This window comes from Metallibacterium scheffleri, from assembly GCF_002077135.1.
GTDB classification, from domain to species: domain Bacteria; phylum Pseudomonadota; class Gammaproteobacteria; order Xanthomonadales; family Rhodanobacteraceae; genus Metallibacterium; species Metallibacterium scheffleri.
Genome location: NZ_LDOS01000002.1, coordinates 801,915 through 816,560, shown reverse-complemented (window position 1 = coordinate 816,560; position 14,646 = coordinate 801,915). Strand labels below are relative to the sequence as shown.

The following is a 14,646-nucleotide window of genomic DNA, read 5'->3' as shown; positions in this document are numbered from 1 at the left end:
GTAAAGCTGCAGGACCGCACCTGCCGGCAGCGCCGGCCGGATCAGGCCGTGCATCGTGTACGAGGCGGCCGCACTCCGTCCAGCCTGTTCATGCAGGTCGGCGTCCAGCCGGCATCCTCGAAGGTGCCGGGCGGTGCCGATGGGGCAGTCGTATCCCACCCACCAGCGCAGCGTAACCCGCTGCGCTTTGCACCCCGACGGTGCGAGCCCGGTTGGCCGCCTCTGGCGCCACCGCGGCGCGCCCCACGGGCGACCGAGGAACAACACAATGAAACGCATGTTGATCAACGCGACTCAGCGTGAAGAGTTGCGCGTAGCCATCGTCGATGGCCAGAACCTGTACGACCTGGACATCGAAATCCCTTCCAAGGAACAGCGCAAGGGCAACATCTACAAGGGTCGCATCACCCGTGTCGAGGCTTCGCTGGAGGCTTGTTTCATCGAGTACGGCGCCGAACGCCATGGCTTTCTGCCGCTCAAGGAGATCAACAAGATCTACTTCCAGCCCGGTGTGGATGCGCGCAAGGCCGGCATCCGCGAGCTGTTGAAGGAAGGCCAGGAAATCATCGTCCAGGTCGAAAAAGAGGAGCGCGGCACCAAGGGCGCGGCGCTGACCAGTTTCATCAGCCTGGCCGGTCGCTACATGGTGCTGATGCCGGACAACCCCAACGCCGGCGGCGTGTCGCGCCGCATCGAGGGTGAAGACCGCCAGGCGCTAAAAGAAGCCATGGAGATGCTCACCTTGCCCGAGGACATGGGCCTGATCGTGCGCACTGCGGGCATGGGCCGCGACGCCGAAGAGCTGCAGTGGGACCTCGATTACCTGCTGCAACTGTGGAAAGCCATCGACGCGGCCGCCAAAAGCAAGCCGGCGCCGTTCCTGATCTACCAGGAGTCGCGCCTGATCATCCGTGCGCTGCGCGACTACCTGCGCAACGACATCGGCGAAATCCTCGTCGACAGCGAGGAGATGTTCGCCGACGCGCGCGAGTTCATGCAGCAGGTGATGCCCAACAACCTGCGCAAGCTCAAGCTGTACCAGGACACCACGCCGCTGTTCTCGCGCTTCCAGATCGAGTCGCAGATCGAGAACGCCTTCGAGCGCGACGTGCGTCTGCCGGCCGGCGGCTCGATCGTGATCGACGCCACCGAGGCGCTGACCGCGATCGACATCAACTCGGCGCGCGCCACCAAGGGCAGCGACATCGAGGACACCGCTTTCAACACCAACCTCGAGGCCGCCACCGAGATCGCGCGCCAGTTGCGCATCCGCGACATGGGTGGCCTGATCGTGATCGACTTCATCGACATGGACAGCCCCAGGCACCAGCGCGAGGTCGAGGACCGGCTCAAGGACGCGCTGCGGCATGACCGCGCGCGCGTGCAGATCGGCCACATCTCGCGCTTCGGTTTGCTCGAGATGTCGCGTCAGCGCCTGCGCCCGAGCCTCGGCGAGTCCACGCAAATCGTATGCCCGCGCTGCGAGGGGCATGGCCGCATCCGCGGTGTCGAATCGCTGTCGCTGTCGGCGTTGCGCCTGGTCGAGGAGCACGCCATGAAGGAAAGCACCGGCCAGGTGCTGGTGCAGGCGCCGACCACGGTCGCCAACTATCTGCTCAACGAAAAACGCGCGGCGGTGGTCGAGATCGAAATGCGCCACAAGACGCACGTGGTCATCGTCGCCGACGAGAATCTGGAAACCCCGCACCTCGAAATCACGCGCCTGCGCGACAGCGACATGGGCGAACACGTCAAGCCCAGCTACGAACGCCTCACCGCGCGGCCGGAAGCGGTGCTGCCCAAGGTCGGACAGATCGACGCGCAGGGCGAGCAGCCCGCGGTCTCCGGCGTGCGTCCCAGCAGTCCGGCACCGCTGCGCGATGAAGAAGACGGCCCCGCGGCACCGGTGACCAGCGCGCCCAGGACCGTCGCTGCCGTACCGATGACGCCGCTGCCGGCAGCCGCCGAGGGCGGCCTGCTCAAGCGCCTGTTCGGCTGGTTCCGCAGTGGCGAAACGCCGCACGCACCCGCGCCCGCGGCAACGACGGCAAAACCACGCAACGGCACGCGTGCCGCCGGCGAGCGCGAACGCGGCACCCGCGAGACGCGCGAGCGCCGCGGCCACCGCGATGAAGCCCGTGGTGGCGGGCGCGGCCGCAACACCACGGCTGGCGCCAAGAGCACACCACCCGCGCAGCAACGTCCGGGGTTGGCCAAGTCCGTTTCCGGCGCACGCGTACCGACTCCCGCCACGAGCAAATCCACCAGCGAGCGTCCCGTCAAGCCAGACGCCGAGCGCGTGGCCGGCGAGCGGGCCGTAAACGAGCGTCCCAACCGCGAGCGCCAGCCCGCAGCGCCGGTGGCCGCGCCAGAAGCGCACACTGCGGATGCTTTGCTGGCAGCGGCGGGCGCTACGGAGGCAGGCGGCATAAACGCTGCCCCGGCGCCCAACAGCGCGACCCAGCATCCGGGCGAAGTCAGCGCAGCCAGCACGACACCCGCCACAGCGGCCATAGCAGGTGCCAAGGAAGGCAGCGAGGCGACGCGTTCGCGGCGTCGCGGCCGCCGTGGCGGCCGCCGGCGTCGCAGCGCCGAAGCCTCGACGTTGAACGTTTCCGGCACACCCGACCACACCAGCCACGACGCCGAGGATTACGACGACGAGGATGCCGACAACTCCGTCGCACAGGCGCCGCATCACGCCAAGCCTGCCATGCGCGCGCCGCAGGCTTCCGCGCCGGTATTGCCTATGCCCTCCGCGGCGCCGCCAGCATCCGCGCCATCCGCGCCATCCGCGCAGCTTGCGCCAACGCAGTCTGCGAACATGCCAGTCGCCGTGCCCGCAGTTGCAGCAGCGGCAAGCAACGTGGATCCGCGCCCAGCTGCCAGCCTGCTGACGACCGGCCCAATCCCGTCGGCGACCACGCTGCAACCCGCGCCGGCACCCGCCACGGCAACACCCAGACCGCTGATCCCCGTGCCGCGGCCCGCGCCAGCGCCCCAGGCGCAACGTCCCGCGCCCTCGGTGCCGCTGGATGCCGCCGCGTATGTGACCGCGCCGATCGTGAGCGCCGCGCCCACGGCAACGCCAGCATCGACCGCGCTGCCTGCGCAGGTTGCAGCCACAGCGCCAGCCTTGGCGAGCGCAGCGTCGACGCCGGCACCGGTCGTCAAGCCCGCGCCCACCGTCGCCGCACCGGTACCCGACACGGCACCACAACCCGCCACCGCCGCGCCTGATGCCGCTGCCGCACCGCGCCAGTCCAGCCTGTTGCCGGACGCTGCGCAGGGCAACATTGACAAGACGCCCTGAGGAACATCATCGCGGTCGAATACGGCTTCGTTCGGCCGCGATCCTGCACCTGAGCGCCCATCAATGGCCGCTTGGGCGCCAATGACCAGGGTCTGGCCACTGCAGGCGCAATGCGCACAAGACTTGGCGGCATAACCCGCCTGCGCGCATACGGCACGGTGCGCTCTGCACTTTTCCGCCGGGAGCACGGCATGATTGCGCGCATTGCGCAGACACGCACGCGTTCGGCGCGTATCACGGCACTGCTGCAATGCTCTGATGGCGGACGCATACGGTCTGGCCTGTCACAACAGAGCGGTTCGCAAAACCGCTCCGGCACAGGGATCTGCCGCCGCGACGAGCACATATGTGCTCGTCGCGGCGAAGGTGGTGCGCTTTACCGCGCCCGTTCGCTTGCAAACCGCGGCAGGATGCCCGGTTTTGCAAACTGATCAACAAAATGCGCGCGCCGCCCTTTCGGACGGCGCGCAATTTATGGCCCGGAATCGAGGATCCGCAACGAACTTCATGACCCGTGCATGACGCTCGCTTGCCGCTACTCAATTACTGCTGCGGCTGATCCATGCCGGCGGCATTTTCGACCTTGAACTCGACGCGACGGTTGCGCGTGCGGCCCTCGGCGGTCTTGTTCGAGGCCACCGGGTCGTCCTTGCCAAAACCCTTGGTACCGACGATCTGGCTGGCCGGAACCCCGTGCGCGGTCAGATAGTTGGCCACGAATTCCGCGCGACGGTCGGACAGTTTCAGGTTATAGGCCTGGCTGCCGATCGCATCGGTGTAACCGTCGATCTGGATGGTGACGTCCGGATAACGCTTCAACGTATCGGCAGCCTGGGCCAGGATCGCGATCGAGTCCGCCACCGGGTGATCGAGAATGCCGTTGACGTCGGACTGTCCTGGACGCGGACGATCGAACTGAAACTGCACGCCGCGCAATTCGATCACGACTTTCTGCTGTGCCGGCACGGGTGCTGGCGCCTCAACCGGCGGTGGCGGGGGCGGTGGCGGTGCAGGAGTCGCTTCGGGCGGCGGGGGCGGGGGCGGGGGCGGTGCTTCACCGAACCGATAGATCAGGCCGACCGAGAGCAGATCAATGTCGCCTTTGTTGCCGACGGCATCGTCGATTCGATAGCGCTCCGCTTCAAGCCGCATGCCGAGCGATTGGGTGAGCGCGTACTGCAAGCCAACGCCGAACTTGTAGTTCGTAGCATTCTTCCTGGGATAAGGAATGAGCACGTTGACCGCGCCGGTCCCGCTGAAATCGTCCCTGGCTTGGGCGTAGATCAATCCGACCCGGCCAAACGCAGACAATCTTTCAGTGATCGGCAGGAAGCCGACGACGTCGAAATCAAGACCGCGCAGCCGGATATTTCCATTCAGTGAGCCCGCAGGCAGTGTCATCGAGGTAAAGCCGAATTTCCCCAGATCGAAGTAGCCACCTTCAAGGGCGAAATACCTGTTGAACTGGTAGCCGCCGAAAAATTTGAAACCCGTGTTGCGATCGCGATCCGACATCGAAGTCGTGACAAAACCGCTTTGCAGGAGACCGTTGGTGATCCTCTGGTTGTCAATGGTCGCCCTGGACTGGCCGACATTGGCGCCGATGTACCAGCCTGGACTGTCGGCCATCGCGAATGGGCTGGCGATGACCGCAAGTATCGCCAGACTCAGCATCCATGGGGTTCTTGATACTTTCATGTTGATCTCCCTGAGGATTGACCGTCTCAGATGGTGGTATGAAGAGCGGTTGCTCGAATGCCTCGAGACTCAAGGCGCCGGCACATTGATGACCGTATTCACGATCGTCACTGAAGCACCCAGGGATATTGCCCTGCCGTTCAAGGTTGTGATCGCGGCATTGCCTGCTGTCGAGATGCTGACACCCGACTGGGCGATGATCGTTCCCACCATGGTTCCACCGCCGCCCGCGTTGATCGTCGCGGCGGTGCCCACCTGCCAGAACACGTTCTTCGCCTGCGCGCCATTGACCAGAGTGATACTTTGCGGGAACGCCGTACCCGGTCCGCCCACGGTGAGCGTGCTCGCCATCTGGAACACCCACACGGCGTTCGCGTTGCCCTGGGCGTCAAGGGTCAGGTTGCCCCCTTGGATCATGAACGAACCCGCGGCGGCCGTGTAAACGCCAGGAGTAAGCACAAGATTGGCCAAGTTGCCGGCGCCTGGGTCGGGTCCACCCGGCATCGCCACCAGCGCGTTATATGCAGTCAACGCGTCGGCCCGGGCCTGCGTTGCGATCGCCAGGGTGGCTGCTGTTCCTTCAGTCGGACAGCCAACCGTCGGCGGCGGCGGCGCCGTGTAGATTGTGCCATTGACGGTGCCGATATTGAGCGGCGTTTGCGTATAGATGCACTGCGCGCCTGAATCGTGAAAACCGGTCACCAAGGTAGACACTGCTGTGGTTCCGATATCACCGTTGACTATGGTGAGGATGCCCTGGTTGGTCATTCCGGCGGATCCGCCAAAATCACCGAATGTCGATATCGATCCCAAGGCTACCGGCGGCGGGGAGGAGCAATTCACCACGGTAAAGTGCCAGAGGAAATCGCTTGCCATCCCATTGGCCGGAATTGCAAGATCCTTGACCCCATTGGCACCACCCATGATCGTGGCCGTGTACGTCACGCCCGCGGTCAGTGCATTGAGCGGTGTAAAGGTTGCGATGGTGCCTGTGGCGCCATCAAGAACCACCGATCCTGCCGTGACCGGAGTCAGCGAAGGCGCCGGTCCGGTCACGGTAAACGTTGCCGAGTTGACCGTGGTCGGATCCATGCGCAACCCGGAAGGCACATTGAACGTCGCGTTGATGGCCGCGTTGGTGCATACGCTGCTCGAGCCCGCGGCAGGGTTGGTGGACAACACCGAGACATCCGCCGATGCAATGGGCGCCGCAGTGGTGAAGGTCCAGACGTAATTGCTCGCCGCGGGCAAGGCAGCCTGATTGCCGGCCAGTGCATTGCCGGCCAGATTCGTCGCTGCAGTGGTGATCGTGGCGGTATAGGTCGTGCCGGCGGCGAGTGCTGCGGTCGGCGTGAAGGTCGCAGTCGCGGCGCCGACGGCATAGCTCACTGTGCCTGCCACCGCAGTGGTGCCAGGCCCTGTCAGGGTGAAGGACGACCCGGTGATCGTTGCTGGGGCCATCTCCTCAGTGAACACGGCGGTGATGGCGGTATTGGTCGGCACACCCGTTGTCGGGCCAGGCAGGGTCGTGGCTGGTACCGTGGACAGCACCTGAGGCCGAGTCGTGTTCGGCGCCACACCCGTGCTGAAGGTCCAGACGTAAGGACTCACCATGGCGAGGCCGCTGATGCTTTGGGCGGCGGTGACCGTGGCGGTATACAGGGTGTTAGGTTGCAGGGTGGTCCCAGACGTGAGGGTGTAGGTGGCGATCGTGTTGCTCGCGTTGAGCGTCACGGTCCCGGTGGGACTGGTGCAGGACCCGGCACAGGTCACCGTGAAACTGGCCGCGCCCGTGATGGGCGCCATCGGCTCACTGAAGGCGGCGGTAATGATCGTGTTGTTGGTCGTTACACCCGTTGCGTTGTTGACGGGTGCCACGGCGGTCACCGTTGGCGGGATGCCCGTGGTAAAGGTCCAAACATAAGGACTTGCCAGAGGCAGGCCTGTGCTAAGACTGGTGGCCCCGGTAACCGTGGCGGTATACAGGGTGAGGGGTTGCAGGGTGGTTCCGGGCGTGAGAGTAAAGGTGGCAACCGTGTTGCTGGCGTCGAGCGTCACCGTCCCGGTGGGACTCGTGCAAGATCCGGTGCAGGTCACGGTGAAACTGGCTGCGCCCGTGATCGGCGCCATCGGTTCACTGAAGGAGGCGGCAATGACGGGGTTGCTGGTTGCAACGCCGGTGGCGTTGTTGGCCGGAGTCACAGCGGTCACCGTCGGAGCGAGCGCCGCGGTCGTGCCACCCGCGCCAAGAATCGGGGCGCGTCCCTGGCTACCTCCGCCACTGCACCCTGCCAGCACGGCACTTATCAGCAAGACCATGAACAACGGCAGGTATCTGGAATAACTCTTGATTTCGTTCATTTCTCACTCTCTCCATCGGATCCAGAAAACCATTGGCGTTGACGGCCGAACTCGATCGGCACGCACGCTGACGCTCACCGCAAATCGCACAACGCGAAACTTCATCGCGCTGATCATCGCCCGGTGTTGATGCTGGGTCTGTACGGCCGCGCACACATGTCTGTGACAATCCATACACAATCCACACCGTGCATCCGTTTTCGCATCGCGCTGTCCGATTGCGGACGCCGCGGCAAGCAACTCATGACTCGGTACGCGGCAACCCGCTGATTTCACGCCGCCCGCGCGGATGCACTCGCGTGGCATGGACCTTGCGATACGCAGGGCATGGATTTCCAGAATCTTGCGCTGAAAAGACAGAAGCGCCGCCGCCTGTGGCTGGGTGGCAGTGCCAGCGTGATCGTCATCGCCGCGCTGGCCATCGGCATCGCGCGCCTAGGCCCGGCGCTGCCCACGGCACGGCGCGCCAACCTGTGGATCGGCACGGTGCAGCGCGGCGAGCTGACCATCCACGTGCGCGCCGATGGCGTGCTGGTGCCCAGGCTCAGCCGCTGGATCGCCGCCGCGTCGGGCGCCGAGGTCGATCACATCCTGGTGCGCCCCGGCGCCACGGTGACACCCGACACGGTGTTGATGCGCCTGAGCAACCCCGAAGTGCAGGACCGCCTGAGCAGCGCGCAGGCCGGCGTCGCCGAGGCCGAGGCCGACCTGGCCGCCAAGCGCACATCGCTGCAATCGCAGTTGCTGGATGAGCGCGCCGCGCTGGCCGCCGCGCGCGCGGCCTATGCTTCGGCCAAGATCAAGGTGGACGCCGATGCCACGGTGGCGGCCAAGGGCATCATCCCGATGGTGCAGTACAAGCAGAGCCTCATCGCGCTGAAACAGCTCGGCTACCGCGAGCAGATCGAGCAGCAGCGCGTCGCCGTGTTCGGCGGCAACATCCGCGCGCAGCTCGCCGCGGTGCAGGCGGCGTTGCAGCAGCAGCGCAGCAATCTGGCGCTGCGCCAGCGCCAAGTCGCCGCGCTCACGGTGCGCGCCGGCCTCGCCGGCGTGGTGCAGGAAATCCCGGTGCAGGAAGGCCAGCAGGTCGCCGCCGGTGCCAACCTGGCGCGCGTGGCGGATACGCGCAGCCTGATGGCGCGCCTGCAGGTGCCCGAGGTGCAGGCCAAGGATGTCGCGCTGGACATGCCGGTGAGCGTGGACACGCACGATGGCCTGATCGACGGCACGGTGACGCGCATCGACCCCGCCGTGCACGAGGGCAGCGTGCGCATCGAGGTCGATCTGCGCGGCAAGCTGCCGCCCGGCGCGCGGCCCGATCTGTCGGTCGAGGGCCGCATCCGCGTGATGCGCCTGCGCAACGTGCTGTGGGTGGGGCGCCCGGCGCTGGGGCAGTCCGACGCCACGATCTCGCTGTTCCGTCTCGACCCGGGCAGCGACACCGCCACGCGCGTGCCGGTGCGCCTGGGCGCGGCATCCATCGACCGCGTGCAAATCATCAAGGGCCTCGCCGCAGGCGACAAGGTGATCCTGTCCGACACCAGCATCTGGGACAAGTACAACCGCATCCGCATCGAATGACCCGCCGCTTTCCCACGCCACCGGAGTACGCCATGACTGCCGCCGCATCCGTGATCACGCTGGCCGATGTACGCAAGGTATTTCAGACCGACGAAGTGGAAACGCACGCGCTCAGCGACGTGCACCTGGACATCCGCAAGGGCGAGTTCGTGTGCATCACCGGGCCGTCCGGTTGTGGCAAGACCACCTTGCTGTCGATCCTCGGCCTGCTCGATGCGCCCAGCGCCGGCAGCTACGAACTCAACGGCCACGCCGTGGCCACGCTGGGCCTGCGCCAGCGCGCGCGCCTGCGCAACGCCGAGATCGGTTTCATCTTCCAGGCATTCAACCTGATCGGCGATCTCACCGTCGAGGAAAACGTCGAGCTGCCGCTGACCTACCGCAGCGGCATCGGCCGCGCCGAGCGCCGCCGCCGCGTGCAGGAAGCGCTGGAGCAAGTCGGCATGGCGCACCGCCTGCGCCACTACCCTTCGCAGCTTTCCGGCGGCCAGCAGCAGCGCGTGGCGGTGGCGCGCGCGCTGGTCGGCCAGCCTGCGATCCTGCTGGCCGATGAGCCCACCGGCAACCTCGACTCGCGCAACGGCGACGCGGTGATGCAACTGCTCACCGAGCTGCACCGCAAGGGCTCGACCATCTGCATGGTCACCCACGACGCGCGCTACGCCGCGTCGGCGCAGCGCAGCGTGCGCCTGTTCGATGGCCGCATCGTCGATGAAGACAGCTTCCAGCGCCTCACCCGCGAGGACGAAGCACGCCTCGAGGCCATGGTCGATCTCGACCCGGGCACGCAGCCATGAAAGCGGGGGTGCTGCTGCGCGAACTCTGGCAATCCTGGCGCGCCAGCCTGCGGCGGCCGGGCTTCGTGCTGCTCACCGGGCTGGCGCTGGCCTTGGGGGCGGCGCTGTGTGCGCCGCTGCTGGACGTGTTTATCTCCTCGACGGCGAGTCAGGCACGACTCGCGGCGCCGCAACCGGATCGCCTTGCCTATATCGGCCCAAGCCACGCGCCTGGGCATTACACCTCCATCTCGCTGAAACAGTACGAGCAACTGCGCAGCCTGCCCGGCATCGCCTCGATCGGCGCGAGCACTTTTTTCAGCCAAGTCAATGTGAGTGTCGGCCGCATTCCGCTGCTGGTGTATGCACAGCGCGTGGATCGCGGCTATCTGGCCACGCTGGCCATGCCGATGGCCCTGGGTCGCTACTTCACCACCGCCGAGGATGACCCGCATGGGCCACGCGTGGTCATCATCAGCCACGGCTTCTGGCTGCAGCACTTCGGCGGTAGCCATGAGGTCATCGGCAAGAACCTGAGCATCAATGGTCAGGTCACGCGCATCGTCGGGGTTCTACCCAAGTCATTTCCGGAATTGAGTTTTGCCCGCATCCAACTGCTGCTGCCCCTGCGCGCCGCACCGGGCCTGACGCGCGACACCGATCTGACCGCGATCGCGCGCCTCGATGCCCACACCAGCTTCCGGCAGCTCGGCGCGGAAGCCGCGCTGCGCATGCGTCTGTTTTTCACGGCGCAAGGCAAACATCACTTTGAAAAGCATCCCTTCGTCGCAGAACCACTGCAGCATTCCATGCGCCCCAGTGCGGGTGGGGTTGGAATGTTGCTGGGTCTAATGACCACGGCCCTGCTGCTGCTGACCGGCAGCAACGTGGTCAACCTGATGTTGCTGCGCGCGCAGCAACATCGACATCAGCTGGCGATCCGCGCGGCGATGGGGGCTTCCGCCTGGCGCCTGCTGCTGACGGCACTGTCCGATGGTTTGCTGATCGTCCTCATCGGCTGCTCTGCGGGATTGCTGGCGAGCGACCTGCTGCTGCACGCCCTGGCCGAGCATGTCGCGAGCATCGGCTTCATGGGCGCAAGCCACGTCGCGCTGACCGGCAGCATGGTCGTGTTCGCCATCCTCATCGCGCTGCTGATCACCAGCATCGGCGCGATCACCGGCGCGCGACGCGCGCGTGCGCTGGGCGCATCGGTCGCATCCACGCAAGGCCTGCACGGTGGCCAGGACGCGCGTGCATCGCGGCTCAGCCGGGTGCTGGTCGTGGTGCAGGCGGTGCTCGCCACCAGTCTGGTCGGTATCTCGATGTTGCTCGCGCAAGCCGCTTACCGCAGCGCTCATGCCAACACGGGTTACGACACGCGCCATGTGTACAGCTTTCACGTGCTACCGCCACGTCAGCTGTACCCGGATCGACAAAGCCTGGCCATGCTGGCCGCGCGGATCACCGCCACGCTGCGTTCGATCCCGGGCGTCGATACCGACGCCGCCAGCGACCTGGCGCTGCATGACGATACCGACGACTACGCATTCAAATTGCCGGATGGACATGCGGCCACGGTCGCCACGCGTGCGATCAGCCGCGACTACCTGCAGTCCGTGCGCCTCGGCTTGCTGCGCGGCCGTCCGTTCGACCACGCCGATTTCCATGACGGCGCCGCGGTGGCCCTGGTCAATGCCGCCTTCGCCAAGCGCTACCTGCACGATGCGGCGCTGGGCCAGTTGCTCGGCACCACGCCCAAGAAAGGCGCACCCGAGTCGTTGCGCATCGTCGGCGTGACCGCGAACGCCCACGCGCCTGGCCAGGCCGCGAACCCGGTGGTGTTCGTGCCACTGCCCATGGATCCGCGCAGCGCGCCGGTTTACAGCAATGGGCTGCATTTTCTGCTGCGCATGCACCCAGGCGCTACGCCGAGTCTTGCCAGCGTGCGCGCCAAGGTCCAGCAGACGGCGCCTGCGCTGGCCGTCGCCAAACTGCTGCCGCCCAGCGCGCAAGTATCCGGGATGCTGGCCTTTCTGGGCCTGCTGTCCGACGTCATCGCGACGGCCGGGCTGCTGGCTTTGCTGCTGGCGGGCATGGGCCTGTACGCGGTGATGCGCGTCAGCGTCAACGCGCGCACCCGCGAGTTCGGCGTCCGCGCCGCGCTGGGTGCGTCACCACGCGCGCTGTTCGCCCTGATCCTGCGCGCCGGTCTGCGCCCGCTGGCCATCGGCCTGGTGGTCGGCAGCGTGATCGCCGTGTTGCTGGGCATGGCCGCGCACGCGTTCCTGCTCGGACTCAGGGGCTTCGACCCCTCCGCGATGCTGCTGACCTGGCTGGTGCTGCTCGCCACCGGATTTCTGGCCACGCTCGGCCCCGCCCTGCGCGCCGCGCGCACATCCCCAACGGTGAGCCTCAATGACAGCGCGGGTTGATCGGGTTGCGATGTTCGCCACCAACGGAGAGATGCAGCCATGAATCCAAGCGTGATCTTCAGGGAACTCTGGCAATCCTGGCGCGCCAGCTTGCGCCGGCCGGGCTTCGTGCTGCTGGCGGGGCTGACGCTGGCGCTTGGGGTGGGCGCCTGCGTGGCGGGTTTCGCACTGCTTTACTCCGTGATGCTGAAACCGCTGCCGTATCCTGACCCCAGCCGGCTGGTACAGATCGGCCCGAGCTATGCAGCCGGCGTATCCGGAGACATGTCGCCAATCTGGTATCAGCACCTGGGCAAACCGCCCGGCCTTGCTTCGGTGGGTGCTGCATATGGCGGTCGCTACGTGAATGTGGCGGGCTCCGGCCAGCCGGTGATGGTGGCGGCGCAACCGGTCGACCAGGGATTTCTGGCCACTCTGGGCGTCACCATGGCGCTAGGGCGCAACTTCACGCGCAGTGAAGACAGCCCGCACGCATCACCAGCGGTGATCTTGAGCCACGGCTTCTGGTTGCGGCAGTTCGGGGGCAGTGCTGCAGTCATCGGCCGGACACTGATGGTCGATGGTCAGCCACATGCCGTGGTGGGCGTATTGCCAACCTCGTTCCGCTGGCCGGCGCAGGTCGACCTGCTGCTGCCGCTGCAACTCGCGCCGCACAGCACCGACCCCGGCACCAACCTGACCGTCATCGGACGTCTGGCGCCTGACACCACGCTGGGTGCCGCCAGCGCACAAATCCAAACGCGGATGCAGAACTACGCACGCGCCAGCGGCGATCTACGCGCCCTGCGCGCGCACTTTGCGGCGACAACACTTGCCGCGAATCTGGATTATGGCTATCGGTCATTGCTGTGGATGGTGTTTACCTGCGCCGGCTGCGTCCTGCTGATCGCGGGCGGCAATGTCTCCAACCTGATGCTGCTGCGCGCCGCAGCGCAAAGCCATCCCAGTTCGGTGCGTGCCGCGCTTGGCGCGCATGGCCTGCGTCTGGTGCTGCCGGCGCTGGCGGAAACTCTGCTGGTGGCGATGGCCGGCGTGGCGCTCGGACTGCTGGTCGCCGTGGCGGGCATGCACTGGCTCAATAGCGAGCTGATGCACCAAGATTGGTTTGGCACCGTGCGCCATATCGGTTTGAACACGCGTTTGGTCGCCTTTGCCCTGATCGCCGCATTGTTGGTGGCCAGTCTTGCTGCCTTGCTGCGTATGTGGCGCGTGCGTGCCAGCGCCGCGCCGCAGGAACTGGTGTCTGGCGGACGCAGCGGCTTGAGCATCAGCGCCGGTCGTTTGAGCCGCGTGCTGGTGATTGCACAAGCAGCGCTGGCGGCGAGCCTAGTGCTGATCGCGGCACTGTTCGCGCACAGCCTGCTGAAATTGACGCGGGTCGATCTTGGCTTTGATCCCACGCACGTGCTGACGTTCGCCGTGGCACCGCCGCCGCGGGACTACCCGGCGTTGTCGCGACTGTCCAGCGAACTGCTGCATCGCCTGCGCGAAATTCCGGGCGTGCAACGCGCCGCGCTGACCAGCAACCCGCCAATTCAATCCCAGATGAATCTGCCCATACTGTTGCCCAGTGGCCAGGAAATTTCTGCCCAGTACCGATTCGTGAGCCCTGATCTGTTTGCGACCCTGGGCATTCCCTTGCTGCGTGGCCGCGGTATCGGTGTCGCTGATCGCCGTGGCACGGCGCCCGTTGCGGTTGTCAGCGCGGCATTCCAGCGGCGCCATCTGTCGGGCAACGCGCTCGGCCAGATCCTCACGATCAACCTCAGCAGCATCGGCGTGCCAATCGAACATTTTACTGTCACCGGCATCGTGGGCGATATCCGCCAGTTCGGTCCACAGCAACCGGCACCAGCCATCGTCTATGTGCCCATCAAGCAGGTGCCCGCTGCGCTGATGGCCAAGCTGCGCCAGTTCGTGCCGCTGAATTTCATGCTGCGCGTGCACGGCAATCCGCGCAGCTACGAGAGCGCCGTGCGCGCGGCCGTGCATGAGATTGCGCCCGGTCTGGCGCTGGCCAACCTGGAGCCACTCGGCACCAGTGTCGCTGCGGCGCTGGCGCCGACGCGCCTGCTCATGCTGCTCGCGACCATTGTTGCGGCGCTGGCGCTCGGGCTCGCCAGCGTCGGTCTGTATTCGGTCATGGCGGTTGCCACTGCCGCGCGACGGCGCGAATTCGGCGTGCGTGCCGCCATGGGCGCCACACCTCAAGACCTGATGATGACGGTACTGCGCACTGGCCTGCTGCAAGTATGCGGGGGGCTCGTGCTCGGCCTTGGCATCGCCTGGGCCGTTTCCGGTGTGCTGCGTGCCTACCTTTTTGGCTTGAACGTACTCGATCCGCTGGCATTGCTGACAACCTGCGCCGTGCTTTCTCTGGCCGGCACCTTGGCCTGCCTCGCCCCCGCCCTGCGCGCCGCGAGGACACCGCTGACAGTGAGCCTCAATGAAAGCGCGGGCTGATCGGGTTGCGATGTTCACC

At 66.1% G+C, this 14,646-nt stretch carries 8 protein-coding genes; 6 read left to right on the top strand and 2 right to left on the bottom strand.

Features of this window, described 5'->3' with window-relative positions:
• Positions 1 to 268 precede the first annotated feature (268 nt).
• Positions 269 to 3,313 carry an Rne/Rng family ribonuclease gene (locus Mschef_RS08810; protein ID WP_081127620.1) on the top strand — a complete coding sequence of 1,015 codons (3,045 nt, stop codon included), beginning with the start codon at positions 269 to 271 and terminating at the stop codon, positions 3,311 to 3,313.
• 258 nt (positions 3,314 to 3,571) lie between these two features.
• Positions 3,572 to 3,835, top strand: a complete 264-nt coding sequence (locus Mschef_RS17255; RefSeq protein WP_136256435.1) for a hypothetical protein — start codon at positions 3,572 to 3,574, stop codon at positions 3,833 to 3,835.
• A gap of 21 nt (positions 3,836 to 3,856) precedes the next feature.
• Here the strand turns inward: Mschef_RS17255 and Mschef_RS17695 are convergent, their stop codons facing one another.
• Both Mschef_RS17695 and Mschef_RS08800 read right to left on the bottom strand, forming a co-directional pair.
• Positions 3,857 to 5,011, bottom strand: a complete 1,155-nt coding sequence (locus Mschef_RS17695; protein ID WP_081127617.1) for an OmpA family protein — start codon at positions 5,009 to 5,011, stop codon at positions 3,857 to 3,859.
• A 69-nt stretch (positions 5,012 to 5,080) separates the two neighbouring features.
• The gene (locus Mschef_RS08800; protein WP_081127614.1) at positions 5,081 to 7,372 is read right to left on the bottom strand and encodes an Ig-like domain-containing protein; all 2,292 of its coding nucleotides are present in this window, start codon (positions 7,370 to 7,372) and stop codon (positions 5,081 to 5,083) included.
• 327 nt (positions 7,373 to 7,699) lie between these two features.
• On the opposite strand from Mschef_RS08800, the gene Mschef_RS08795 reads away from it, so the two are divergent.
• Genes Mschef_RS08795 through Mschef_RS08780 form a run of 4 tightly spaced genes read left to right on the top strand, consistent with a single transcriptional unit; the run spans position 7,700 to position 14,627 of the window.
• A complete protein-coding gene (locus tag Mschef_RS08795) occupies positions 7,700 to 8,953 on the top strand; it encodes an efflux RND transporter periplasmic adaptor subunit (protein WP_081127611.1) in 1,254 nt (417 codons plus the stop codon).
• 32 nt (positions 8,954 to 8,985) lie between these two features.
• The gene (locus tag Mschef_RS08790; RefSeq protein WP_081127608.1) at positions 8,986 to 9,750 is read left to right on the top strand and encodes an ABC transporter ATP-binding protein; all 765 of its coding nucleotides are present in this window, start codon (positions 8,986 to 8,988) and stop codon (positions 9,748 to 9,750) included.
• On the top strand, positions 9,747 to 12,164 hold the full coding sequence (locus Mschef_RS08785) for an ABC transporter permease (protein ID WP_081127605.1): 2,418 nt from the start codon (positions 9,747 to 9,749) through the stop codon (positions 12,162 to 12,164). The genes Mschef_RS08790 and Mschef_RS08785 overlap by 4 nt, the downstream gene beginning before the upstream one ends.
• Before the next feature lie 39 nt (positions 12,165 to 12,203).
• Complete coding sequence (locus Mschef_RS08780) at positions 12,204 to 14,627, top strand: ADOP family duplicated permease (protein ID WP_081127602.1); 2,424 nt, start codon at positions 12,204 to 12,206, stop codon at positions 14,625 to 14,627.
• Positions 14,628 to 14,646: the final 19 nt, after the last annotated feature.